This is a genomic window from Acuticoccus sediminis (assembly GCF_003258595.1).
In the GTDB taxonomy this organism is placed as follows: Bacteria; Pseudomonadota; Alphaproteobacteria; order Rhizobiales; family Amorphaceae; genus Acuticoccus; species Acuticoccus sediminis.
The window spans coordinates 111,807-136,826 of record NZ_QHHQ01000002.1 but is presented as its reverse complement, the minus strand read 5'-3'; the positions used below and the strand labels follow the sequence as shown (position 1 = coordinate 136,826).

At 69.4% G+C, this 25,020-nt stretch carries 21 protein-coding genes; 5 read left to right on the top strand and 16 right to left on the bottom strand.

Going from position 1 to position 25,020, the window contains the following annotated elements; genetic code table 11:
- The first annotated feature begins 33 nt into the window (after positions 1 to 33).
- Positions 34 to 879: a LysR family transcriptional regulator gene (locus DLJ53_RS08870; protein ID WP_111344426.1), complete on the top strand. Its 846-nt coding sequence runs from the start codon at positions 34 to 36 to the stop codon at positions 877 to 879.
- 243 nt (positions 880 to 1,122) lie between these two features.
- Here DLJ53_RS08870 and DLJ53_RS08865 read toward each other — a convergent pair whose 3' ends face one another.
- The gene (locus DLJ53_RS08865) at positions 1,123 to 1,863 is read right to left on the bottom strand and encodes an NAD(P)H-dependent oxidoreductase (protein ID WP_111344424.1); all 741 of its coding nucleotides are present in this window, start codon (positions 1,861 to 1,863) and stop codon (positions 1,123 to 1,125) included.
- Between the two features lie 110 nt (positions 1,864 to 1,973).
- Positions 1,974 to 2,906, bottom strand: coding sequence for a LysR family transcriptional regulator (locus tag DLJ53_RS08860; RefSeq protein ID WP_111344422.1), 933 nt, complete (start codon positions 2,904 to 2,906; stop codon positions 1,974 to 1,976).
- Between the two features lie 99 nt (positions 2,907 to 3,005).
- Here DLJ53_RS08860 and DLJ53_RS08855 point away from each other — a divergent pair, with 99 nt between their 5' ends.
- A complete protein-coding gene (locus DLJ53_RS08855) occupies positions 3,006 to 3,527 on the top strand; it encodes a thiamine pyrophosphate-binding protein (RefSeq protein ID WP_202913080.1) in 522 nt (173 codons plus the stop codon).
- Between the two features lie 32 nt (positions 3,528 to 3,559).
- Positions 3,560 to 4,132 carry a thiamine pyrophosphate-dependent enzyme gene (locus DLJ53_RS08850; RefSeq protein ID WP_111346169.1) on the top strand — a complete coding sequence of 191 codons (573 nt, stop codon included), beginning with the start codon at positions 3,560 to 3,562 and terminating at the stop codon, positions 4,130 to 4,132.
- A 248-nt stretch (positions 4,133 to 4,380) separates the two neighbouring features.
- Here the strand turns inward: DLJ53_RS08850 and DLJ53_RS08845 are convergent, their stop codons facing one another.
- Entirely contained in the window at positions 4,381 to 6,606 is a 2,226-nt protein-coding gene (locus tag DLJ53_RS08845) for a calcium-binding protein (protein ID WP_111344418.1), read from the bottom strand.
- 737 nt (positions 6,607 to 7,343) lie between these two features.
- Here DLJ53_RS08845 and DLJ53_RS08840 point away from each other — a divergent pair.
- On the top strand, positions 7,344 to 8,381 hold the full coding sequence (locus DLJ53_RS08840; protein WP_111344416.1) for a LacI family DNA-binding transcriptional regulator: 1,038 nt from the start codon (positions 7,344 to 7,346) through the stop codon (positions 8,379 to 8,381).
- A 15-nt stretch (positions 8,382 to 8,396) separates the two neighbouring features.
- On the opposite strand, the gene DLJ53_RS08835 is transcribed toward DLJ53_RS08840, so the two are convergent.
- The 9 genes from DLJ53_RS08835 to DLJ53_RS36540 form a co-directional block, all read right to left on the bottom strand.
- Positions 8,397 to 10,502: a dipeptide ABC transporter ATP-binding protein gene (locus DLJ53_RS08835; RefSeq protein ID WP_162409025.1), complete on the bottom strand. Its 2,106-nt coding sequence runs from the start codon at positions 10,500 to 10,502 to the stop codon at positions 8,397 to 8,399.
- 11 nt (positions 10,503 to 10,513) lie between these two features.
- Positions 10,514 to 11,389, bottom strand: coding sequence for an ABC transporter permease (locus DLJ53_RS08830; RefSeq protein WP_111344412.1), 876 nt, complete (start codon positions 11,387 to 11,389; stop codon positions 10,514 to 10,516).
- Positions 11,382 to 12,341, bottom strand: a complete 960-nt coding sequence (locus DLJ53_RS08825; protein ID WP_202913078.1) for an ABC transporter permease — start codon at positions 12,339 to 12,341, stop codon at positions 11,382 to 11,384. Before DLJ53_RS08825 ends, DLJ53_RS08830 begins: the two co-directional genes overlap by 8 nt.
- 61 nt (positions 12,342 to 12,402) lie before the next feature.
- A complete protein-coding gene (locus DLJ53_RS08820) occupies positions 12,403 to 13,896 on the bottom strand; it encodes an ABC transporter substrate-binding protein (RefSeq protein ID WP_111344410.1) in 1,494 nt (497 codons plus the stop codon).
- A 49-nt stretch (positions 13,897 to 13,945) separates the two neighbouring features.
- Complete coding sequence (locus tag DLJ53_RS08815) at positions 13,946 to 14,662, bottom strand: DUF1028 domain-containing protein (RefSeq protein ID WP_111344408.1); 717 nt, start codon at positions 14,660 to 14,662, stop codon at positions 13,946 to 13,948.
- A complete protein-coding gene (locus DLJ53_RS08810) occupies positions 14,659 to 15,921 on the bottom strand; it encodes a M20/M25/M40 family metallo-hydrolase (protein ID WP_111344406.1) in 1,263 nt (420 codons plus the stop codon). Before DLJ53_RS08810 ends, DLJ53_RS08815 begins: the two co-directional genes overlap by 4 nt.
- On the bottom strand, positions 15,921 to 16,835 hold the full coding sequence (locus DLJ53_RS08805; protein WP_162409023.1) for an N-formylglutamate amidohydrolase: 915 nt from the start codon (positions 16,833 to 16,835) through the stop codon (positions 15,921 to 15,923). The genes DLJ53_RS08810 and DLJ53_RS08805 overlap by 1 nt, the downstream gene beginning before the upstream one ends.
- 243 nt (positions 16,836 to 17,078) lie before the next feature.
- Entirely contained in the window at positions 17,079 to 18,362 is a 1,284-nt protein-coding gene (locus DLJ53_RS08800; RefSeq protein ID WP_111344402.1) for a M20/M25/M40 family metallo-hydrolase, read from the bottom strand.
- Complete coding sequence (locus DLJ53_RS36540) at positions 18,359 to 19,600, bottom strand: Rid family hydrolase (RefSeq protein ID WP_202913077.1); 1,242 nt, start codon at positions 19,598 to 19,600, stop codon at positions 18,359 to 18,361. The genes DLJ53_RS08800 and DLJ53_RS36540 overlap by 4 nt, the downstream gene beginning before the upstream one ends.
- A 146-nt stretch (positions 19,601 to 19,746) precedes the next feature.
- Here DLJ53_RS36540 and DLJ53_RS08790 point away from each other — a divergent pair, with 146 nt between their 5' ends.
- Positions 19,747 to 21,138, top strand: coding sequence for an amidohydrolase family protein (locus DLJ53_RS08790; protein ID WP_162409021.1), 1,392 nt, complete (start codon positions 19,747 to 19,749; stop codon positions 21,136 to 21,138).
- Between the two features lie 20 nt (positions 21,139 to 21,158).
- On the opposite strand, the gene DLJ53_RS08785 is transcribed toward DLJ53_RS08790, so the two are convergent.
- The 4 genes from DLJ53_RS08785 to DLJ53_RS08770 form a co-directional block, all read right to left on the bottom strand.
- The gene (locus DLJ53_RS08785; RefSeq protein WP_111344398.1) at positions 21,159 to 21,926 is read right to left on the bottom strand and encodes an SDR family NAD(P)-dependent oxidoreductase; all 768 of its coding nucleotides are present in this window, start codon (positions 21,924 to 21,926) and stop codon (positions 21,159 to 21,161) included.
- Between the two features lie 200 nt (positions 21,927 to 22,126).
- Complete coding sequence (locus tag DLJ53_RS08780) at positions 22,127 to 23,170, bottom strand: L-idonate 5-dehydrogenase (protein WP_111344396.1); 1,044 nt, start codon at positions 23,168 to 23,170, stop codon at positions 22,127 to 22,129.
- Positions 23,171 to 23,181: 11 nt separating this feature from the next.
- A complete protein-coding gene (locus tag DLJ53_RS08775) occupies positions 23,182 to 24,459 on the bottom strand; it encodes a TRAP transporter large permease (protein ID WP_111344394.1) in 1,278 nt (425 codons plus the stop codon).
- A complete protein-coding gene (locus tag DLJ53_RS08770; RefSeq protein ID WP_111344392.1) occupies positions 24,459 to 24,968 on the bottom strand; it encodes a TRAP transporter small permease in 510 nt (169 codons plus the stop codon). The genes DLJ53_RS08775 and DLJ53_RS08770 overlap by 1 nt, the downstream gene beginning before the upstream one ends.
- Positions 24,969 to 25,020 lie beyond the last annotated feature (52 nt).

The following is a 25,020-nucleotide window of genomic DNA, read 5'->3' as shown; positions in this document are numbered from 1 at the left end:
TTCTCCTCCCAATGATTGGGTATAAATTGACGGATGGACTGGGAGAACCTCCGTCATTTCCGCGGCTTCGTCGCGACGGGCAGCCTGTCGGGCGCAGCGCGGGCGCTCGGGGTCGAGCACGCGACCGTCGCGCGCCGGATTGCGGCGCTCGAGGCGCAGCTTGCGCTCAAGCTGGTCGACCGGCGCGGGCGGCGTTTGACGCTGACGCCGGACGGGGCCCGGATCGCAGCGCTCGCCAAGACGATGGAGGCCGATGCCGCCGCGATCAGCCGGGCGGCAGCCGGTTCGCGGTCCGAACTTTCCGGCGAGGTGACGATCAGCGCCCCGCCCGCGCTGGCGGCGGCCCGCCTCGTCGCCCCCCTCGCGGCGTTGCGGCGGCAGCATCCCGCGCTCGCGATCCGGCTGATCGGCGAGCCGCGGAGCGCCGCGCTCGCGTTGCGCGAAGCCGACATCGCGATCCGCCTCAGCCGCCCGGAGGCCGGCGAGCTGACGATCCGGAAGGTCGGCGTGATGGCGTTCGCCCTCTACGCCACTCGCGCCTACCTCGACGACACGCCGGAGGCCGCGTGGACGTTCATCGGTTATGACGCTCCCCTTGAAGCGGCCCCGCAACAGGTCAGGCTGCGCGAGATCGCGGGCGGCCGGCCGATCGCCTTCGCCGCGAGCACGGCGGAGATCCAGCTCGCCGCCGCCCGAGCCGGGGCGGGCGTTGCCATGCTGCCGGACTTCCTGGCCGGGGACGATCCCGCGCTCGTGCGTGTCGGCACCGAAGCGGACGTCTTCCGCCGCGACATCTGGCTGGCGGTCCACTCTGACATGACGTCGGCCGCCACCGTCCGGGTGGCGATCGACGCGCTCGGACCCGCCCTCTCCGAGTGATGTCCATTGCGGACGGTCGGCGGGATGCCTGCCCGCGAGAGCGGAACAAGAGATTGGTCCGACGTCGACGAGCTTTTCCGCCGATCTCGGGCCCACGGCCGAATGCTGGGCCGGTTGTGATGTCGATATCGTCGAATATTGGAGCTGGGGCACATGGTTGTGCATGGTCTCCGCTCAGAGTGGCGCAAACTTTTTTGCCGTCGCGCCGCCGACGAATACGTACCGGAACCCGCGTGTATCTGCCTAGACGTTCCGTTGAACGGCGGATCTGGCGGGGATTCCCGGCCTGAGGCGCTCGTTCGGGCCATAGTCGGATGCGGGGTGGAAGAACAGGGGTTCGGTGCTGTCGAGCGTGCGGAGGCGGTCGGCCCAGGTGGAGAGCTGCGTGGTGCGAACCTCGGGGCTCTCGCGACCCGGCATGTACGCGACGCAGGGAGGCAGGACGTCGAACCCGGTGTAGCGGAGCAGGCCGTTGTGAACCGGCCAGAGCACGGCGAGGATATCGCCGTCGATGCCGTCGGGCGCATAGGTGTCGGCTGACGTGCCGGTGGTCGCCGCGACGATCGCGCGTTTGCCTCGGAACATGCCGGTGTCGTATTTGCGGCCCGTCGTGTAGGCGAAACCCCGGGCGAAGACACGGTCCGCCCAGCCCTTCATGATCGCCGGCATTCCGAACCACCAGATGGGGAACTGCAGGATCAGGAGGTCGGCCGCGCCGAGCTTCGCCTGCTCGGCGGCGATGTCCGGCGCGATTGTCCCTGTCTCCATCGCGGCGGTCTGCTCGCGCGCCAATGAAAAGCGGTCCCCGTCGGACGGTGGGCCGGTCATGTCCGCCGGCCCTGCCACCGCGTTCCAGCCCGTCGCGTAAAGGTCGGACACGGTGACCTCATGGCCGAGACCCGAGAGCGTCTCCACCGCGACGTTCTTCATGGCCGCGTTGAACGACGTCGGCTCGGGATGGGCGTAGACGATCAGGACGTTCATGGGAGGCCTTTCGACGATGGCGGCCGCCGGACCGGCCGTGGTCGTCCGCAGGTAGTGGGTGCGAGCTATGCCGACAATTACAGAACAGGTCGATCAGCCTTCGCGTATTTCTATGGCTCGGGCGTGAGGACCCGGCCGTGCCAGATGCCGTCCCGGGCAAGGGCGCGCGTGGTCTCCTGGATCGTGCGCACGGCGTAGCGGGCGAGGCGCGAGGTGGTCCGGTCCGCCGGCGTCACGAGGAGGAGCCGCCGGCGCGGGGCCGGTTCCGCGAACGGTGCGTGCCAGAGCCTGCCGGCCGCGATGTCGCCGAAGAGCGGCGCGATCGGCAGGATCGTGTAGCCGCGCCCGCTCTCCACGAGGCTCTTCAGCGTCGCGTAACTGTCCGCCTCGACCCGTACGTCGAGCGACGCGCCCGTTGCCTCGGCCCACTGCTCGACGACGGTGCGAAGGCCGTTGCCGACGCTCGGCAGGAAGAGCCGCATCGTGGAAATCTCGTCGACGTCGACGGGTGCGTCGCGCGGCGGCGCATCCGGCGGGCCGATCAGCGAGAGCGTCTCCTCGATCAGCGGGGTCGCGACCAGCGAGGGCCCGGGCCGGGTGCCATAGACGATGGCGACGTTGATCTCGCCCCGCTGGAGCCAGTCGATGAGGCTAGCGGAATAGGCGCTGACGATGCGAAGGGTCGCCTCCGGGTGCCGCTCCTGGAATGCCGCCACGAGCCGGACCGAGAGGAGGTCCGATACCGTCGGCGGCATCCCGACCGCGACGTGTCCGCGAAGCGGCACATCCTCGCCGGAAACGCACGCGCGGATCTCGTCGAGTTCGGCCATGATGCGGCGGGCGTGGCGCAGCACGTCGCGTCCGGACTCGGTCGCCACCATCCCGCGGCCGTGCCGGTCGAACAGGCGCACGCCGAGTTCGGCCTCCAGCAGCCGGACCTGCCTCGAGAGGGCCGGCTGGGCGATCTTCAGCCGTTCGGACGCCTTCGAGAGGCTGCCGAGCTCGGCGACATGCAGAATGGTGCGCAGCTGCGGAATGTCCACAGCGATAGAATATCGCTATGTCTGATCGACCAAAAGGGTCGATGTCATTCAATTTCGGAAAGACTAGGGCAGAATGATCCAGATGCCGGAGCCACATCCGTGACAGCCGACCTTACCACCGACTGGCCACGCGCCACCTACGACGCGCTGCGCGCCGCGGATGTGCGCCACATGGCGTACGTACCGGACGCCGGCCATTCCACCCTGATCCGCCTCCTCGAGGCGGACGGCGCCGTCGTCTCCAACGTCTTGACCAGCGAGGAGGAGGGGATCGCCATCGCCTGCGGCTCCTGGCTCGGCGGCACGCGGTCGGTGGTTCTCATGCAGTCGTCCGGTGTCGGCAACTGCATCAACATGCTGTCACTGCCCGTGCAGGCGCGCATCCCGCTCCTGATCCTGGTGACGATGCGGGGCGAATGGGACGAGTTCAACCCCTGGCAGGTGCCGATGGGGCGCGCGACCGAGGCCGCGTTGACCGCCATCGGCGTCACCGTACATCGCGCGGAGACGGGCGAGGACGTCGTCGCCACGGTCGAGCAGGCGGCCAGGATGGCATTCGAGAGTGACCAGCAGGTGGCCGTGCTGATCGGCCAGCGCCTCCTCGGCAAGAAGAAGTGGTGAGCAGCGTGGACCAGGCCCCCGGCACCTCGACCATGGACCGCCGCGCGGCGGTCGCCCGACTTCTGGACGCGCGCGGCGGCGCCCTCGTCGTGACCGGCCTCGGCTCGCCGAGCTACGACGTGCATGCCGCCGGCGACCGCGACGACAACTACTACCTCTGGGGCGCGATGGGCGCCGCCGCGCTCGTCGGTCTCGGCCTCGCGCAGGCGCAGCCGGAACGTCGGGTGATGGTGATCACCGGCGACGGTGAGCAGCTGATGGCCTTCGGCGCGCTGGCGACGATCGCCGTGGCCCGCCCGCGCAACCTCGACGTCATCGTCCTCGACAACGAGCACTTCGGCGAGACCGGGATGCAGGGGAGCCATACCGGCCGCGGCATCGACCTCGCCGCCGTCGCGGCCGCGGCGGGCTTTGCGGAAGCCGGTCTTCTTCGCTCACTTTCCGAGGTCGATGACTTGTGCGCGCGGCTTGCCACCACCGGTGAAGGCCCGCGACTGCATGTCCTGAAGGTCCATGCGGAAAACCTCCCGCGCTCGCTGCCGCCGCGGGACGCCGTGTTCGTGAAGAACCGCTTCCGCGCCCAACTGGGCCTCGAGCCCTCCTGAAGGGGGCGGGCGACGACGCGGTCGAGCGAGCTCACGGGCAGCACGTCGCGACGCCAAGGTCCGGCTTGTACATCGCACTCAGATAAAATGAAGGTCAGGCCGTCCATGGATTTCGTATGGACGGCCTGACGCGTCACGCGCGATGCTGCTCCGGTATTGCTGTCCATGGCATGCACACCCGCAAGGGGGGATGCCGCCGTGCGCGACGGGACGCCGGGGCGTTTACGGGTCTCGAGCCCGCACTTTCACTACCCGATGAGAATGTAGAAGAGATCTGAGATCTTCAGGTTTTCCATGACGATGACGTTGTCGCCGTCATTGTTGAAGTCGTAGATCAGGTTGTCGCCGTCCTCAAAGCAGGCATTGCGGAACTCGCGGCGGGTGGTCGCCTCGTCCTCCTGGTAGGACAGGAGAATGCGGTCCGCGCCGGCCTCGAAATCGAGGATGGTGTCCGTCCCCCAGTCCCCGCGGAACACGAAGATGTCCTGGTCGCCCTGGCCGAGGAGGACGTCGTCCCCGGCCCCTCCTTCCAGGCGGTCCTGGTCGAACCCGCCACGCAGCTCGTCGTCGCCGGCGCCGCCCAGAAGCGTGTCCCGTCCGACGCCGCCACGCAGGGTGTCGATCCCCGCCGCGCCGTTGAGGACGTCGTCGCCATCCTGGCCCTTCAGGAGATCGTCGCCGGCACCGCCCTGCAATGTGTCCTGATCGAGGCCGCCATCCAGGATATCGTTGCCGTCTTCGCCGAAGAGGCGGTCGCTGCCGGCGTTGCCGAAGAAGCGATCGTCGCCGAGGCCGCCGGACAGGCGGTCCCCGTCGTCACCACCGCGCAGGACGTCGTTGCCATCGCCGCCGATCAGCTGGTCGCGGCCTGCGTCGCCGAACAGGAAGTCGTCGCCGGTGCCGCCTTCGATCGTGTCGTCTCCGGAGCCGCCACGGCCGAGGTCGTCGCCGCCCGCCCCAATGAGGACGTCGTCGTCGTCGCCACCGACTAGGCGGTCGTTGCCCTCCTCGCCGAGGAGTGTGTCGAGACCGTCCGAGCCGAAGAGCCAGTCGTCGCCGTCGCCGCCCTCAAGGCGGTCGGCGTCGGCGCCGCCGTCAAGGGTGTCGCTGCCGAGGTCACCCATCAGGAGGTCGGCGTGCCCGCCGCCGTTCAGGTTGTCGTCGCCCGCGCCGCCGTCCAGCGTGTCCAAGCCGTCTTCGCCGTACAGGGCGTCGTTGCCGGCCTCTCCCAGCAGCAGATCGTTGCCGCCGCCGGCGTTGAGGATGTCGTCACCGTCGCCGCCGGTCAGCGTGTCGAGACCGGCGTCGGCGTTCAGCGTGTCGTCGCCGTCGCCGCCGTCGAGGGCGTCGTCGCCACGCCCCGAGGACAGGTAGTCGTGGCCGATCCCTCCGCGCAGGACGTCGTTGCCGGACCCGGTGAAGAGACGATCCCGCCCGTGACCTCCCTTGAGAACGTTGTCGCCTTCCCCGCCGTCGAGAAGGTCATCGCCCGCGTCACCGATCAGCGTATCGGCGAAGACCGGGTCATCGTCCCGGGCGTCCGAATCGCCGCCGATGAGGGTATCGTTGCTGGCTCCGCCGATCAGCGAGTCCGCACCGGCGCCGCCATCGATGCTGTCGTCGCCGGCATCGCCCCGCAGGACGTCTCTGCCCGCACCGCCATCGATCGTATCGTCGCCCGTCCCGCCGCTGACGAAGTCCGCGCCGGCCCCGGCCTCGACGATATCGCTTCCACCGCCGGCGGCAATCTGGTCGTCGCCGGCATCGCCGCGAATGGTATCGGCACCGAGGCCGGCCACCACGGTGTCGTCGCCGCCGAGCCCCAGGATGAAGTCGAGACCTGCCGACCCGGTGAGGTCGTCCGCGCCCGGCGTGCCCTGGACGAAGTTGGAGGCGAGCACGTCCGCCTCCGAGATCGCCGAGCCGAGGACGTTCTGCCAGCCGGGTGCCGCAACCGGGCCGTAGGGCGCGGCGCCCAGGAAGTCCCAGCCGAAATAGTAGACGTGGCCGAGGCCATACGTCATCTCGGCGACAGCGACCGCGTCGGGCTGCTGCCCCTCGCCGTCGATCGAGTAAAGCGCGTCGGCGCTTTCGCCGAGGCTGGCCGCGCTCAGAAGGTCCGTGAAATCGGGACGGCCGAGAACATCGGGCCCGCCTTCGAATGCGCTCCCCTGCGCGGCTGCGGTCAGGTCGAAGGTGGCGGACGGGCTATCTGCGCCGCGAAGCTCGAAGCCGAAGGCCGAATTGAGGAAACTGGTGCTGCGTCCGCCGGACCCGAACACGAAGACATCGCCGCCGCTCTCGACGAAGTTGCGCAGCACCTGGCTCGTCGCCTCGTTCGGCACGAATCCGCTGCGGCCGAATTCCGGGAAGGCGACGATGTCCTGCCCCGCGATCGCGTCAGCGAAGGGCTGGCCACTCGTGGCCGTAAATGTTGTAATGGTGTGGCCCTGCGCCGCCAGAGATGCCTGCAAGGCATCCGACGTGGCTGATGGCTTATTGTTCGTCTCTACGAAGTTTTGATTGTCGAAAACGGCAATATTCGACACAGGAATCCTCCCAATCGGCGACGTGTAGTCTCCGGGTTTGTGTTCCCGGAGTCGAGTGATCTAATTAAACGCTGACGTTGGACATTTTCCTACCCAATAGTATGATTTTCTGCAATCCCCTCGGGCGGCCGAATGCTGGCAGCGATCGGAAGAAAGTCTTGGTCCGAATAGCTTCCCAATGTCTTAAATGTCCGGGTCGCAATGCGGTGACCGTGACGCACTGCGAGGGTGCGCCGTTCGGGCGAAATCACCATCGGCAATAGGTCCGAAGTGATGACGGGCGTCTGGGGCCCGTCATGATGGCTGGGGTATAGTCGCGATCTATGCCCCCGGCGATCTTGTTGAGGCCCGGGACCCGGGACGTGCGTGTCCCGTCCGAGGCGCCGCCGGTCTCCCGCACGCCGGGATTATTCCGAGTGACCCGGCGGAACGGCGCACCGGCATCGACGCGGTCGGAGCGGCGGCGGCGAGACCGGCGCGGGCGGAGCGTTGTGCCGCACCGCGCGGGTCCCAAGGAGGCTGGCCGGTGGCGTGGCGAAAAGGATAACATTTGCGGGGCATTGCAGGCATGCCCATCTCTTATGCTCTAGGCTTGCGGCCGACCGTCTGTCACGGTCGGAGCCGGCCATCTCCGTTCGCGGCGGAACAGCGGAAGTAAGCGGTTGCAGGACGAAGCTATTCGATGGGGGCCCGCCACCCTGGCCGACGTGGCCAGGCGAGCGGACGTTTCGAAATCGACCGTCTCCCGCGCCCTCAGCAACGATCCGACCCTCAACATCCGTGACGAGACGCGGCTGCGCATCAAGGCCGCGGCCCACGAGCTCGGCTACATGCCGAACTCCAACGCCCGCAGCCTGCGGCTCGCCCGCTCGTGGTGCGTCGCCTTCGTCGTTCCGGAGCTGCAGAATCCGGTGTTCGGACAGACCATCGACGGGGCCCACCGCGCGGCGGCCGACCGGGGCTACTCGATGCTGATCGCCCCCGTCGAGGCGAGCCCGGCCCACGACGAGCTCGCCCGCAACATCGTCCTCGGGAGCCGGGTCGACGGCATCCTCCTCAACACGCTCGAGTATCCCAAGTTCCTGGCCGACACGTCGGCGCTGCAGGCGCGGATGGTGCTCGTCAACCGCCAGACCGGTGCCGACGGGGAACACTGCGTCCTCCTCGACAACGAGGCGGGTGCGCGGCTCGCGGTGCAGGAACTGGCGAAGCTCGGCCACCGCCGGATCGCCTACATGCCCACCTCGTCTGTGAGCTGGGTGAGCCAGCGGCGGCGCGAGGGCTACCACCTCGGCATGAAGGCCGTCGGCCTGGAGGGCGAGGAGAGGATCATGCCCGAGTGCGAGGCCGATCTCGCCGCCGCCGAGGCGTGTGCCGCCGAGATCCTCGCCTCGCCGAACAGGCCGACTGCGATCGTCGCGTGGAACATCCTGCTGGCGGTCGGCGTGACGCGGGCGGCGCGGCGGCTCGGGATCGCGGTGCCGGAGGACCTGTCGGTGATCTCGCTCAACGATTCCTCGGCGGCGCAGATGATGACGCCGCAGGTCAGCGCGGTGCGGCTGCCGCTGTTCCAGCTCGGCTGGCAGGCGGCGTGCCTCCTGATCGACCTCATCGAGGGCAAGCCCGTCGCCCCCGAACCGGTGGTGCTGACGCCCGAGTGCGTCATCCTGCGGGAAACGACCGGGCCGGCTCCGTCCTGAGCGGGCGGGCGGCGCTCAGACGAGCGGTGCCGCCAGCTCCTCCATCGACAGGTGGCAGGCGAGGCGGGTGCCGTCGGCGGTCTCGCGCCAGGGCGGCGTCGCCGTATCGCACACCGGGCCGATCTTGCGCGGGCAGCGGTCGGCGAACCGGCAGCCCTTGATGTCGCCGCCCGGCGCGCTCACCGTACCCGCGAGGCGCACGCGCTCGCTGGCCCGCCCGTCCAGCGTCGGCACCGCCGAGAGGAGGGCCTCGGTGTACGGGTGGTGGCCCGGCGAGCCGAGCGAGGCGGCCGGGCCGACCTCGACGACGCCGCCGCGGTACATGACCGCCACGCGGTCCGCGATGTGCCGCACCACGGAGAGATCGTGCGAGATGAAGAGGTAGGCGAGGCCCAGTTCGTCCCTGAGGTCCGCCAGAAGGTTCAGGATCGAGGCCTGCACCGACACGTCGAGCGCGGACACCGCCTCGTCGCAGATGACGAACTTCGGCTCCGCGGCGAGGACGCGCGCGATGCCGATGCGCTGCTTCTCGCCGCCGCTCATCTCGTGCGGATAGCGGTCCATGTAGGCGCGTGACAGGCGCACCATGTCGAGCAGGCGCTCGACGCGCTGGTCGATCGTGCCCTCCCGCTCCTCGCCGAGGAGCTGCAGCGGCCGGGCCAGGATCTGGCGCACGGTCTTGCGCGGGTTCAGCGAAGAATCCGGGTTCTGGAACACGAACTGCGCCGTCTTCGCGATCTCCCTGCGGCGCGAGGTCTGCGGCAGGAGGATGTTGCGCCCGTCGAGCTCGATCGCGCCGCCGTCAGGCTCGATCAGCCGGATGAGGCAGCGCGCCAGGGTGGACTTGCCGCAGCCGCTCTCGCCGACGAGGCCGACCGTCTCGCCCGCCTTCACCGTCAGCGACACGTTGTCGACCGCCTTGAAAGCGGGGCGGACGTAGCGTGGCACGGGGATGCCGCCCGAGCGATCGATCCGCAGCGACCCGGCGCCGGACCGCCGGAAGCTGCGCGTCACCTCTTCGGCGCGGAGCGCGGGGGGCGTCGAGGGATCGTCCGCGGCGCGGCGCGCGGGCGCCTCGGCGGTGTGGTCCTGAAGGCTGTGCCACGGCGTAGCGGCGAGGTCCGGCGCCTTCCAGCAACGGCTCTCGCGGTCTTCGCCGAGGGCGACCATCGCCTGCGGCTCGCCGCAGCGCGCCTCGGCGAACGGGCAGCGCGACTGGAAGAGGCAGCCGTGCGGCGGTGCGGTGAGGTCGGGGAGGCGGCCGGGGATCGTCTCCAGCCGGGCGCGCGGCGTGTCGAGCCGTGGCATCGAGGCGAGGAGGCCCTTGGTGTAGGGGTGCCGGGGATCATCGAAGATGCTGGCCTTGGGCCCGGTCTCGACGACCTGCCCGGCATAGAGGACGCACACGTCGTCCACCACGCGGGCGATGACGCCCAGATTGTGGCTGATGAAGATCATCGAGAGCTGCCGCTCGGCGCGCAGCGTCTCGAGGAGATCCAGGATCTGCGCCTCGATGGTGACGTCGAGCGCGGTCGTCGGCTCGTCGAGGATGAGGAGGTCCGGTTCGCCCGCCAGCGCCGCGGCGATCAGCGCGCGCTGCTTCATGCCGCCGGAGAGGGCGTGCGGGTAGGCGGCCAGCATCGCCTCCGGGTCGGGGATGCCGACCTCGTCGAGCAGGCGGCGCGCCTCCGCCCGCGCGCCGGCCTCGTCGAGCCCGCGGTGCAGGATCAGCGGCTCCGTGAGCTGCCGGGCGATCGTCTTGGCCGGGTTGAGCGAGGTGAACGGGTCCTGGAAGACGAGGCCGATGCGGCGGCCGCGCATCTGCGCCCAGCCGGTCGGCGGAAGGGCGTAGAGGTCCTCTCCCTCGAAGACGGCGTGGCCGCCGTCGACCCGCGCGGACCCGGCGAGGAGGCCCATCAGCGTCATCGCGAGGGTGCTCTTGCCGGAGCCGCTCTCGCCGACGACGCCGAGCGCCCCGCCACGCGGCAGCGTCAGGCTGACCCGGTCGAGGGCGCGCAGGGACGTCTCGCCGGAGCCGTAGCGCACCGACAGGCCGTCGAGCGTCAGGATGGCGTCCTCGTCCTGCGCCAGCGGCGGGTGGTTGGCCGTGAGGTCTCTCATCAGCATCGGGGTCACGACCCTTTCTGGCGCAGGCGCGGGTCGAGCCGCTCGCGCAGGCCGTCGCCGAAGAGGTTGATCAGGATGACGGTGACGACGAGGGCGATGCCCGGCGCGATCGCGATCCAAGGCGCCTGCGACAGGAACGGCCGCCCCTCGGCGATCATCAGCCCCCAGTCGGAGGCGGGCGGCTGCACGCCGAGGCCGAGGAAGGAGAGGGCCGCGCCCAGCAGGATGGCGAAGGTCACCCGCAGTGCCGACTCCACGATGATGGGCGGCCAGGCGTTCGGCAGGATCTCCACGAACAGGATGTACCAGTCGCGTTCGCCGCGGGCGCGGGCCGCCTCGATGAACTCCTGCGCCCCGAGCTCCAGCGTCACGCTGCGGGTGAGGCGCACGATGATCGGCACGTAGATGAGCCCCACGGCGCCGGCCGACTTCCAGATGTCGGGCGTCGTCACGGCGAGGATCAGGAGGCCCAGCATGATCGGCGGGATGGAGATCATCACGTCGACCGCGCGCATGATGACCTCCTCGCGCAGGCCGCGGAAATACCCGGCGATGAGACCGAGCGGCACCCCGATGGCGAGGCTGATGAAGGTGGCGAACGCCCCCATGAAGAGTGACAGGTGCGCGCCCCGCATGACCCGGCTGAGGACGTCGCGGCCGAACTCGTCGGTGCCGAACCAGTGCGCCGCGCTCGGCGGGGCGAAACGCAGGCGGATGTTCATGCCGTCGTAGGGGTAGGGCGTCCAGAAGGCGCCGGCGACGGCGATCGCGACGATGATGGCGATGCCGACGGTGCCCCACACCAGTGTCGGCGGCCAGGGGCGGCGCCGGCGCACGGGCGGCGTTACGGGCGCCGTGACGGCGGCGGCGGTGTCAGCCATGGGCCACCTTTCCATAGCGGATGCGGGGGTTGAGGAAGGCGTAGAGGACGTCGGCCAGGAGGTTGGCGAGCGCGTAGATCACCGCGACGACCATCATCGCGGCCTGGATCAGCGGCAGGTCGAGCTGCTGGATGCTGAAGATCAGCAGGCGCCCGAGGCCCGGGTAGGAGAAGATCGTCTCTACCACGATCATTCCGCCCATCAGGACGCCGACGTCGATGGCGAGCACGGTGATGGTCGGCAGCAGCGCGTTCGGAAGGGCATGCTCGCGGATGACGCGCGCCTCGGGGATGCCGCGAGCGCGGGCCGCGACGACGTACTGGCTGTGCATCACCTCCAGCATCGAGGAGCGGGTGAGGCGCGAGACGTGCGCGACCAGCCCCATCACCAGCGCGACGACCGGAAGGATCAGGTGCGAGGCCCAGGCGAAGAAGCCGTCCTGGAAGGCGGTGTAGCCGGTCGCCGGGAGCCAGTTCAGCGTGCCGGCGAAGACGACGATGAGGACGATGCACCAGAAGAATTCAGGCACGGCGAGGACGATGTAGGTGCCGATGGAGACGGCGTGGTCGCTCGCCCGGCCATGGCGCACGGCGCTGTAGACGCCGAGCCAGATGCCGATGATCGCGACCAGGATGATGGAGATGACGGCGAGGATGGCGGAGTTGGCGACGGCCTGCCACAGGATCGGCCCGATGGGGCGCTCCATGATGAGCGAGTCGCCGAAGTCGAACCGCACGACGTGGCTCAGCCAGCGCCAGTACTGGACGTACCAGGGGTCGTTGAAGCCGAGCTTCTCCTCCAGCGCGTGGATCTGATCGAGCGGTGCGAAGTCGCCCAGGATCACGTAGGCGACGTTGCCCGGCATGATCTGCGTGATGAAGAAGATCAGAAGCGACACCACGAATACGATGCCGACGACATAGACCAGTCTCTTGCAAAAATAGATCAGCACCGCGCGGACTCCTTCGCACAGGGGACCCGGCCGCGCGGTCGCCCGCACGGCCGGCCGTCAATCATTCCTCGATCGAGGCGTTCCGCAGGTCCATCCAGAGGTACGGATGGGTCTCGTAGCCCTTGAGCTTGTCCGAGTAGGCGGTGGCGAAGTTCATCGAGTACATGATGATGCCCGGGACCTCGGTCACGAGGAGCTCCTGGAACTTCATGTAGAGCTCCCGGAGCCGCGCCTCGTCGGTGGTCTTGCGCGCCTCGTCGAGGATGGCGTCCATCTCGTCGCTCTTGTAGTGCCACATGCGCGTGTTCCAGGAGCCGGTGCTGTGGAACCAGGAGAACGTGGACGTGTCGAGCGTCGGGCGGGCGAAGTAGCCGTCCATGTAGAAGGGCGCCTGGCCGCTGACCGTCGCGCCGTACCGGTTGTAGGGCACGCGCTCGACCTTGGCGTTGACGCCGATGGGCTTCAGCATCTGCTGCAGGGCGACGGCGGCACGCTCACGCGTCGGGCGGCCGACGGGGGCGTGGATGGTGATGTCGAAGCCCTTCGGGTAGCCGGCCTCGGCGAGCAGCGCCTTGGCGCCCTCGATATCGACGTCGAAGCCGATGTCCTTGTTGAAGAACTTGTGCGTCGGCGGGATCGGCGAGTGGGTCGGGGCGCCGTTGCCGAACACCGCGAAGTCGACCAGGGCGGGCTTGTCGATCGCCATCAGCATCGCGCGGCGGACGCGCACGTCGTTGAACGGCTTGGTCTCGTTGTTGAAGACGATGCCGTCCCACGTCGCGGTGGCCTTCGCGTCGACGGTGATGCCGTCGACGCCTTCGAGCTCCTCGATCGCCTCCAGCGGCAGGTTGCCGATGAGGTCGACGTCACCGGACTTCAGCGCGGCGATCTTGGCCGCGTCCTCCGGCATGATGCGCAGCTCGAGGGTGTCGACCTTCGGCAGACCCTCCTCGTAGTAGTCCGGGAACTTCTTCAGGACGATCTTGTCGCCCGGCTGGTAGCTCTCGAACATGAAGGGGCCGGTGCCGACGGGCTCGTTGGCGAGCTGCTCGGGCGTGCGGTCGGACGGGACGATCTTGAGCTGACGCTCGATCATCAGCTCGGCCCAGCCGGCGTAGGGCTGCTTCAGCGTGAACTCGACGGTGTAGTCGTCCACCGCCTTCATCGACTCGATGAGGTCGGTGTGGCTCGACGCGCGGGAGGCGGTGTCCGGGTCGGCGATCAACTCGAAGGAGCGGATGACGTCCTCGGCCTTCAGCTCCTTGCCGTGATGGAACTTCACGCCCTTGCGCAGGTGGAAGGTCCAGACGGTGGCGTCCTCGTTGGCCTCCCAGCTCTCGGCGAGGTCCGGTTCGAACTCGAGGTCCGGGGTGATGCGGACGAGGCCGTTGTACATGAGAACGGCAAGGTTGTACTCCTCGCCGATCGTGGCCTTGGCGGGCCAGAGGTGGTTCGGATTCGCGTTGAGCGTCGCGACCAGCTCCGTCTGGGCCAGCGCCGGGCCGCCCGCTGCGAGGCTTGTCGCCAGCAGAAGGGCACCGATCAGTCGTTTCATGGTTCAGTCCTCCGGAATTGTCAGGCGCCTCGCGTAGAGGTGGAGCGCGTTAGGTGGCCGGGGTCGGCGCGGGGGTTGGCTTCGGGGCGGAGCCGGGCGGCGGCGTGAAGCCGGCGGGTGGGGTGTCGGGCGCGAGGGCGCGCGCGACGTACATCTCGACCATCGGCCGGTACGTGTCCCAGAGGAACCGCAGCTGGTCGATGGCGCGGGGATCGTAGTCGACGCGGAGGTCGACGAGCGGGAAGGTCTCGGCCTCGACCACGAGGAGCGCGGCGGATTTCTCCTGCTTCCACTCGCCGCCGGCCGCCTTGCCCGCCTCCAGCGCGGCGACGAGGCGCTCGGCGAGCGGCTCCTCGGGCCGTTCGTCGAAGGCCGCGATCATCGCCGCCGGCACGTCCGCGTTGCGCACGATGTTGGCGATCGCGATGGCGCCGTCGGTGCGCGCTTCGCCGTGGACCGACCAGATCTTGTCGCCGTGGAACACGCCGGTCTGCCCGTTGCGGTCCACCACGGCGAGCTGGCGGCGCTGAATGTGCGGATCGCCCGAGGTCGTCAGCCGCTCGATGACCTCCGCCGCAGGGAGGCCCTCCTCGAGGAGGGCGAGACCCATGGGGCCGAGGCGCGGATCGGTCTGATGCTGGGTCAGCACCGCGCCGATCCCGGGCCGGGCGAAGGCGCAGCGCGGGCCGACGGCGATGGACGACGTCGTCACCGCGAGGCCGAACTGGCCGGTGCGGGGGCAGCGCGCGGCGATGGAATAGGTCAAGTCCGGCCTCCCGACAGATAGTCGAACGCGGTCAGCGCGTGGGTCTTGACGACGTGCATGAAGTCGTCGATCGCCACCGCCTCGTCGGCGCGGCCCATGTTCCCGGCCGGGACGCCGTAGATGTAGGACGGCACGCCGAAGTGGCGGAAATGCTTGCAGTCGGACGCGCCCATGCTGGGGATCGGCACGACCCCCGGCCGGCCGAGCTCGGCGGCGTTCTTCTGCACCAGCGCCGCGATCGGGTGGTCCGGCTCGCTGTAGCTGGAGGCGTTGCTGGCCGCCTCCTGCACCTCGAGGGTGGTCTGCGGGAAGTCCGCCAGGATCGTCTCGATCTCGGCGAGGACGGCGGCGCGGTCGATACCGATGGGCAGGCGGATGTCCACCTCCATGCGGCAGACGCTGGGGATGATGTTCACCTTCACGCCGCCGTTCACCACGCCGTAGTTCACGGTCACCTTGTCGGCGATGTCGGCGGTCCCGGCGCCCATCGCGGCGTCGATGGCCGCGCGGACCTTCGGGTCGGCGAGGAGCGCTGCGAGTGCCTCGGGGGTGTCGGGCGCGAGCTCGGTCAGCCGGTCGAGCCGCTCCATCAGCTTGCCGGCGATGCGATTGGGGTTCTCGCTCTTGTTCGGGTAGGCGCCGTGCGCGCCGTTCGCGCGGATGGTGAAGGTGAGGCGCAGCGTACCCTTCTCGCAGAAGCGCACGGAGGAGGTGTTGCTGGGCTCGCCGTTGAGGACGGCGTCGCCGCGCACCTCGTCTCCCAGCTCGCGCAGGAGGTAGAGCGCGCCCCACTTGCCGCCGGTCTCCTCGTCGGAGACGGCCGTCAGGGTGAGGCGCCCGCCGAGCGCCTCGCGCAGCCTGTGGAGGTAGACGTAGGTGATGACCGAGGCGATGGTCCCCGCCTTCATGTCGGTCGTGCCGCGGCCCCAGACCTGCCCGTCCGCGACGGCGCCGCTGAACGGGGGATGGGTCCACGCCTCGTCGGGGGAGACGGGGAAGACGTCGATGTGGCCGTTGAGGACGAGGTGCGGGCCGCCCGACGCGCCGTCGAACCCGCCGACGATGTTGGGGTGCCCCTCCGCCGTCACTGTGCGGAAGGGGACGCCGGCCTTGCCGAGATAGTCGGTGAGGACGGCGGTCGCCTCGGCGGTGTCGCCCGGCGGGTTGGGGGACGGGGCGGCCACGAAGCGCGACAGGAGCGCCACGATCTCATCGCGGTCGCGCTCGATCTCGGCGAGGAGGGTTTCGCGCGCGCCCATCAGGAGAGGCCCGCTTCCGCCGGGGCCTTGCCGCCCGTGGCGGTCCGGTCGCGGGCGTAGGCGCAGATCGCCTTTTCGAGCGCCGCGAGGTGGCCGCGCACGGTGTCGAATGCCTCGCCGCGCAGGAACTCGTCCTCCTCCATGTAGAGGCTGCGGTTCATCTCGATCTGCAGGCTGTGGATGCCGGCTTCGGGCCTGGCGTGCCGGCGGATCGATTCGGCGCCGGCGTAGTGCTTGTTGACGGTGACCTCGTAGCCGAAGTTCTCCAGCGTCTCCTTCACCACGGCGACGAAGCCGGGCTCGCAGGTGGTGCCGTGGCGGTCGCCGATGTCGAACTGGCTGCGCGGCTGGCCGGCGTCGACGGTCGACTTGCCGCCGATGGACGCCATGCTGTGGCAGCTCACGTGGAAGGCGACGCCCGACCGCTGGCGGTGCATCTCGAGCTGGGCCGCGAGCTCGTCGTGGTAGGGGAGGAAGTAGTTCTCGATGCGGTCGCGCACGTCGGCGACGCTGAGCTTGCCGTCCTGCAGCGGGATATCGCCGATCCCGCACATCGAGTGGATGAGCCCGATGCCGAGCTCGCTCTTGATCGTCGGCTCGAGCGTTCCGGGCCAGGTGCCGTCGATCATCGCCGGGTCGATGTCAGTCTCGTGGCGATTGGCGTCGACGAAGGCGTTGGGGAAGAGGGCGAAGAGGTAGGTCGCGCCGGCGTCCGGCGCGTCGGCGTAGAGTTCCTCGAGGTACATCGAGATGGAGCGCTGGACCGCGTCGAAAGGGGCGGAGGAGCGGAACCGTCGCGGGTATTCGCCGCCGCTGCGGGGGATGTCGAACACCACCGGCGCAGCGGGGCCGCCGGGATCGCGGCGCAGGAAAACCCCGGGAATGTACTTCGCCACTGCGACACCGTCCGCCAACTCGATCTCCTCTCCCGCGTCCTGCCGGAGCAAGGGTGCTACCGGAAACGACGCAGGTAAATCGTTATACCTGCCGCATGACTGTGGATTTGGAATGCCGCCCTGTCAACTTGGTGAGCATGTTTAAGTTTTGGGCATGGGCGGGCGCGGGACTCCGGGCCCCCGCTGCCGGTGGCGGCATCACCCGCCGCGAATTCGCGCGGCGGGCCCGGTCGGTGGCGGCGTTGTCGGCGGACGGCCGGGTCAGCCGTCGGCCGCCGTCAGGTAGTCGTAGGCCGACAGGGTGTGGGTGCGGACGATGTGGAGGAACTCCTCGATCTCCACGTGCTCGTCGCGCCGCCCCATCGATTGCGGGTTGGGACCGTAGAGGTAGGCGTTGACGCCCTCCCAGCGCCAGAAGCGCGTGTCGGCCCCGCCGAGCGAGATGATCGGCGGCGGCCGGTGACCCATCAGCGTCTCGACGTTGTCCTGCAGGATCTTCACCATGTCGGACTTCGGATCGCACACGCTGTAGGGGTAGGAGTGGTAGATATGCTCCTCCAGCGTGACCTGTGGATAACGCGTGAGGATCTCCTCGATCCGGCCGCGGACCATCTCCCGGTCGACGCCGATGGGGATCCGCACGTCGATCTGCATCTGGCACTCGTCCGGCAGGACGTTCACCTTGATGCCCCCGTGCAGCATGCCGATGTTGACCGTCACGCGCGGGACGACCTCCGACGCGCCCGTGCCGAGGCTCGATTCGACCGCCGCGACCGCCGCGGGCTCGGCGAGCGCTGCGCGGATCTCCTCGGGCATGTTGGGCTCGATGTCCTCGAGCGCCTCGAGTTCCGTCGCGACGCGCACGATGATCTTCGTCGCGCTCTCGCTGAGGTGCGGGTAGGCGCCATGGGCGCCGCGCGTCCGGGCAGTGAGGGTGAAGCGCAGCGTCCCCTTGTCACCGAACCGCACCGTGTGGATGCCGCTCGGCTCGCCGTTGAGGCAGCAGTCGCCGAGAACCTCGTCGCGGAAGTTCTCCATCAGGTATCGCGCGCCCCACCGGCCGCCGGTCTCCTCGTCCGACACGGCCGTCAGCGTGAGGCGGCCCGAGAGCCGTTCGCGCAAACGGTAGAGGTACCGGTAGGCGATGACGGAGGAGGCCGTGCCGCACTTCATGTCCGCGACGCCGCGGCCGTAGAGCTTGCCGTCCTCGACCGCGCCGCTCCACGGGTCGCGGTCGCCGGGCGCGCTCTCCTGCGCCGGGAAGACGTCGATGTGCCCGTTAAGGACGAGGTGCCGGCCGGGGCGGCCGCCGTCGAACGAGCCGACGATGTTCGGCATCGTCTCCTGCGGCGCGACGATGCGGAAGGGCAGGCCGTCCGCGCCGAGCGCCTCGGTCAGAACGGCGGTCGCCTCGCGCGTGTCGCCCGGCGGGTTGGGGGACGCCGCCCTGACGAAGCGGCTGAGGAAGTCGATCAGCGCCTCCCGGTCCGCCTCGATCCACTCGAGGAGCGTCCGGCGGTCCGCGCTGCGGGTATCTTCGGTCATTGTTCGATCACTGCCTCGACGTCGATTTCAACCAGCATGTCCGGGGTGGCGAGGCCGTCGACCACGAGGCCGGTGCCGACCGGGTGGATGCCTCTCAGGTGCTCCCCCATCGCCCGGTAGACCGGGGTCCGGAAGGCGCGGTCGGTGAGGTAGGTCGTGACCTTGCAGATGTCGGTCATCCTGCCGCCGGCCTCCTCCAGGAGGACCTTGACGTTCTCCATCGCCTGATGGGCCTGCGCCGCCGGGTCGCCGCTCCCGACGAGCGTGCCGTCGAGGGTGTGGCCGGTCTGCCCGCGCAGGAAGATCCGGTCGCCGGCTCGCACGGCCATGCAGAACCGCGCGTCGAGCTTCTGCGAGCTGGCGTACCAGTCCTTCGTCTCGAACTTGCGGAACCGGGTATGGGGCGTCCCCTTGGACAGGACGACCGCCATGTCGATCTCGACGAGGATCTCCGGCCGGGCGAAGGCGCGGATGATGAGGCCCGTCGAGGCCGGGTGCACGTCGCCGAAATGACGGCCGAGCTGCCGGTAGACGACCTCGCGGTAGGCGCGGTCGGCGATGTAGACGCGCAGCTTGCAGACGTCGTTGAGGCTGCTGCCGGCCTCCTCCAGCAGGAAGCGCGCATTCTGGAGCGCGAGGTCGGCCTGCGCCTCGGCGTCGGCGACGCCGTAGCCCCTGGAGGCCATGCCGCTGCCGTCGAGCCTGCTGCCGGTCTGGCCGCGCAGGTAAATCTCGTCCTCGGTCTTCACGACCTGCGCGCCGACCCAGTCGAAGCCCTGCGAGAACCAGTTGCGCGTCGTGTGCGTGCGCGTCCGCTCGTGGGGGCGGCCGGGCGGGGCGATCACCGCCTCGATGTCGATCTCCACGTTCATCTGCGCCAGCGCGAGCCCGTTCACCACGAGGCCGGTTCCGGCCCGGGGAATGCCGGCGAGGTGCTGCTCGACGGTGGAGTAGACCTCCGGGCGGTAGGCGCGGTCGGTGAGGTAGGTCGTGACCTTGGTGATGTCCTGGAGGCTGCCGCCCATCTCCTCCAGCAGGACCTTGGCGTTCTTCATCGCCTGGTCCGCCTGAGCAGCGGGGTCGCCGTGGCCGACGAACGTCTGGTCGAGGTCGAAGCCGGTCTGACCGCGCAGGAAGAGGCGCGAGCCGGCGCGCACGCCCCAGCACATGTCGTTGTCGAGCTCGCCGCCTGGGTAGACGTCGCGCGTGTTGAATTTTCGGAAGCGCTGATGGGGCATGGGTCGCCTTTTCTTCGGACTTGCGCCAAATGCGCAGCCAGTTAATCATAGGAAATCGATTTTCCAAACGACTTAGCGTCTTAGCGTGCATTGTTCGCGCCGCGACGGCTCAGCGGGCGCGGCGGTCCCAACCGAAGGCGGCGGACATGGTTCTACTTCTCGACAACGCGCTCGTCCTCGCCTGCGACGATGCCCGGTCGGTGCTGCCGAACACCTCGGTGGCGATCGACGGGGGGCGGATCACCGCGATCGGGGACCCGGCGGCGCTGCGGGCGGCGCACCCCGAAGCCGAGCGCGTCGACCTCACCGGCAAGGGGATCCTGCCGGGGTTCGTCAACTCGCACACGCACACGGTGCTCACCGTGCTGCGGGGCACGGTGGAGGACATGAGCGGGGATGCCATCTACGGCTACATGTCGCCGATCAGCTTCGCGATGACGCCCGAGGAGCGGGCGGCGATGGCGACGCTCGGCTGCCTGGAGGCGATCCGGTCCGGCACCACGACCCTCGTCGACCCCTTCCGCCACGTCACGGGCTATGCCGACGCGATGATCGAATCCGGCCTCCGGCTGTACCTGTCGGAGAGTGCGGCGGATGCGTTGACGCTCGAGATCCGCCGTGGCCGCTACGTCTACGACCGCGCCTGGGGCGAGGCGTTTCTGGAGCGCACCCACGACCTCATCGCGCGGTACCACGGCGCGGCGGACGGGCGCGTCACCGTGCAGATCGCGGCGCACGGACCGGACAATTGCTCGCCGTGGATGCTGGGCGAGCTGAACGCGCTCGCCGCCCGGCATGGCCTGCGCCGCACGGTGCACCTCTCCCAGAGCCCCGGCGAGGTCGAGCAGGTGCGCGCCGCCCACGGCGCGACGTCGGCGCAGTACCTCGACCGGCACGGCTGGCTGGGGCCGGACGTCGTCGCCGCGCACTGGACCTACTGCACCGCGGAGGACATCGCGCTCCTCGCCGAGAGGGGCGTGCACTTCGCGCATTGCCCGGCGAGCTCCTCCCGCCGCGGGCCGCACCGCGCGCGGGCCGACCTTGCCATCGACGCTGGCGTCAATATCGCGCTCGGCACCGACAACATGAGCGAGGACATGTTCGCCACCATGGCGATCGGCGCCATCGTGCATCGCGGTACCCGCGGGCGGAGCGTCAATCCGCAGCCGCAGGCGCTGCTCGACGGCGTGACGCGAAACGGCGCCGTCGCGCTCGGCGAGCTCGACCAGATGGGGAGCGTCGAGGTGGGCAAGCGCGCCGACCTCGCGATCATCGACCTCGCGCACCCGGTGCTGTGCCCGACGATCAACCTCGTCTCCAACATCGTCCACTACGGGACGCCGGAGATCGTCGAGTCCGTCGTCGTCGGCGGCGAGTTCGTGATGCGCGACCGCAAGGTGCTGACGCTCGACCAGGGCGAGGTGGTGCGCAACGCACAGGCCGCGACGGAGGCCGCGTGGGCGCGGCTCCTCGCGGCTGGGGACCTCGCCACGCCGCGCTCCACGGTGCCGGACTTCGGCTCACGCCCCGGGCGCTGACCGGTCTCCGGTAGCCGGGGTCAGGCGTTGGCGGAATAGCCGCCGTCGACGGGGATCGCGGCTCCGGTCACGAAGGCCGACGCGGGGGAGGCGAGGAACACCGCGATGCCCTCGAAGTCGTCCGGCCGGCCCCAGCGGGCGGCGGGCGTGCGTGCAAGGACCGCATCGTTGATGTGCGGCACGTCCTTGCGAAGCTGTTCTGTAAGGGTGGTGTCGATCCAGCCGGGCAGTACCGCGTTGACGCAGATGCCGTGCTTAGCCCACGCCGCCGCGAGTGCCTTGGTGAGCTGCAGGATCCCGCCCTTGGTGGCGCTGTAGGGCGCCGCGAAGGGGGCACCGAAGAGGGACGTCATCGAGCCGATATTGATGATCCGCCCACCGCCGCCCTCCTTCATGTACGGAAACACCGCCTGCGACAGGACGAACGCGCTCGTCAGGTTGGTGTCGATGAGGCTTTTCCACTCGTCGAGGGTGTAGTCCTCGGGCGGCTTGCGCACGTTGGTGCCGGCATTGTTGACGAGGATGTCCACCCCGCCGAGCGCCTCCGCCGCCTCGGCGACGATGCGGGCGCAGTCGGCCTCGCTGGCGACGTCCGCGCTGAGGGCGATCGCCTGGCCGCCGCTGTCCCGGAGCGTCCTGGCGGCGGCCTCGGCCTTCGCGCCGTCACGTCCGACGATGGCGACCGCGGCACCCTTGCCGGCGAGGCCGCGCGCCATGCCGAGACCGATGCCGGCGGATCCGCCCGTGACGATGGCGCGGCGGCCGGTGAGATCGAAGAGGTCGGTCATGAAAGGCTGGCCCTGTGCGAGTGCGGATGGCGAAGGCGCCGGGGGGAGACCCGGTGGTACCATCGCCCGGCCCGCCCTGAACAGCATGGGTGCCCCGCGGATCGGCGCACCTATCGGGCCCCGCTATGGCCGGAGCCGGGGTGCGCCGGACCGCATGGAGCCGGGCGCGCCGCCGTCGTCGCGGCGCGTCCGGGAGCTGGTCAGCCCGCGAAGGTGAGGTGAACCTTGATCGCCTCGGCCCGGTTGCCGGCCATGGCGAAGGCGTCAGCCGCCGCGTCGAGCGGCACGCTCGCCGAGATCATCGGCTTCAGGTCGATCCGGCGCTCGGAGATCATCGCGACCGCGTCCGCGAACTCGGCATGGAAGCGCTGGGTGCCCTGGTAGCGGATTTCCTTGCTGACAAGGAGGTTGATCGGCACCGGCAGGTCACCCGTCACGCCGACCTGGACGATGGTCCCGCGCGGGCGCACCGAGGTGATCGCCGTGCGCACCGCGGGCGCCGCGGCGGAGCATTCGAACGCGGTGTGGAAGTAGCCCTTATCCGCGGCGTAGGCCTCCATCTCGGCATCCTCGCGCGCGACGTTGATCGTGCGCGTCGCGCCCATCGCCGCGGCGGCCTTCAGGGGAATGTCCTGAAGGTCGGTGACGACGACCTCGGCGGCGCCCGCCTCGGCCGCGACGGCGGCACACAGGACGCCGATCGGCCCCGCGCCGGTGACCAGCACGCGCTTGCCGGAGAGGTCGCCGGCCCGCGAGCGGGCGTGCAGGCAGACGGCGAGCGGCTCGGAGCAGGCGGCCTCCGCCATCGTCACGTCGCCGCCGACCGGCACGCACTGCGCCGCGTCGACGACGATGCGGTCGCGGAACAGCCCCTGCTCGTGCGGCAGACGCATCGCCGAGCCGTTGAAGCGCATCCTGAGGCAGTGGATCGGCAGGCCTTCCTCGCAGTAGGCGCAGCTGCCGCAGGGGCGGCTCGGGTTGATCGCCACCCGGTCGCCGGCGGCAAGACCGGTCACGCCCGGTCCGACGTCGACGATCACCCCCGAAGCCTCGTGGCCGAGGATGATCGGCTCCCGCACGCGGATCGGGCCGAAGCCGCCGTCCTGGAAGTAGTGGAGGTCGGAGCCGCAGATGCCACCGGCGGAGATGGCGACCAGCGCCTCGCCGGGGCCGGGGGCCGCGACGCTATCGGTTTCGATCCGGATGTCGTTCTGGCCGTACAGCCGGCACACGCGCGTTTCCATGACAGCCGCTCCTACGGCGTGAGTATGGACGGCAGCCAGGTGGCGAGCGGCGGGAAGTAGGACACCGCGAACAGCACCAGGATGTTCGTCACGAGGAAAGGTACGATTGCGACCACTACCGGCGCCAGAGGCAGCCGCGCAATGCCTGCGCACACGAAGAGGCAGACGCCGACCGGCGGCGTCGTGAGGCCGATCATGAGGTTGAGGACCGCGAAGGTCGCGAAGTGCAGCGGGTCGATGCCGACGGCGGTCGCGAGCGACAGGAGCGGCACGAACAGGATGATGAGCGCCGCGATGGTCTCCATGAACATGCCCACGAACAGGAGGAGCAGGTTGATGAGGAGGATCACGACGTACTTGTTGCCGGTCAGCGAGAGGACCCCGTCGGCGATCATCTGCGGGATGCGCTCGGAGACAAGGATCCAGCCGAAGACGTTCGCGAAGCCGACCAGGGCGAGGATGCCGGCGGCCGACACGGCGCTGTCGATCAGGATCTTCGGCACCTCGCGCAGCGGCAGCTCGCGGTAGATGAACGCGCCGACGACGAAGGCGTAGACCGAGGCGATGATGGCGGTCTCGGTGGGGGTCGAGAGGCCGGACAACAGGCCGTAGATGATGAGGAAGGTCATCGCCAACGCCCAGATGGCGCCGCCGAACGAACGGACCACCTCGCCCCCGCCCTGCCAGGGCTGGTGCGGGAAGTTCTTGCGCACGGAGATGATGTAGCACGTCACCATCATCGCGAGCCCCATGAGGATGCCGGGGACCGCGCCCGCGATGAACATCTTGCCCACCGAGATGCCGGAGAGCGCGCCGACGATGATCATCGGCACCGACGGCGGGATGATCGGCCCGACGGTCGAGGACGCGGCGGTGACGGCGGCGGAGAAGTCGGACGGATAGCCCGCCTTCTTCATGCCGGGGATCATCACGCCGCCGATCGACGCCGCGTCCGCGACGGCGGTGCCGGTGATGCCGCCGAACAGCATCGAGGCGGCGATGTTGGTGAGGCCGAGGCCGCCGCGGATCCAGCCGACCAGCGCGTTGGCGAAGCGGATGATGCGGTGGGTGATGCCGCCGCGGTTCATCAGGTTGCCGGCGAGGATGAAGCCGGGGATCGACAGGAGCACGAAGACGTCCATGCCCGCATACATCTTCTGCGGCATGACGACCGGCGGAATGCCGGCGACGAGGAGATAGGCGAGCGAGGAGAGGCCCAGGGTGATCGCGACGGGGATGCCGATGACAAGCCCGCCGACGAACACCAGGAAGAGAATAGCGACGTCCATCAGGAGAGGTCCTCGGGAGAATTGCGCGGCGCTCCGTCTTCCGTGCCGGCGAGCATCCCGATGATGCGCAGCACCGCGAAGAGCGCCAGCAGCGCGAGCATCAGCCACACCGTGAAGTGGACGTAGTGCATGTGGATGCCGAGGGCGGGCGAGGTCTGCATCTTGCCGATCGACGTGAAGCGCCAGGCGCCGGCGAGCAGGTAGAGCGCGAGCCCGGCCGTCGAGATCGCCGCGACGAGACGCAGGATCCAGGGCACCTTGCCCGGCAGCGATTCGCAGATGACGTCGACGTTGACGAGGTCGCCCGTGCGGAAGGCGAGGCCCGCGCCGAAGGCGACGAGGTAGAGAAGAGCGTAGCGCGTCAGCTCCTCGGTCCACACCGGACCCGAGCCGACGAGGCGGCCGACCACCTGCACCAGGACCGTGGCGATCAGGACGGCAAAGGCGATCCCGACGCCGATCCGCGCCAGGAGGACGAACGCGCTGATGATATGGCCGATGACCTTCATAACACCTCCGGAGGCGGGCCGGCCGCGCGGGCCGGCCCGAACCGACTGACTG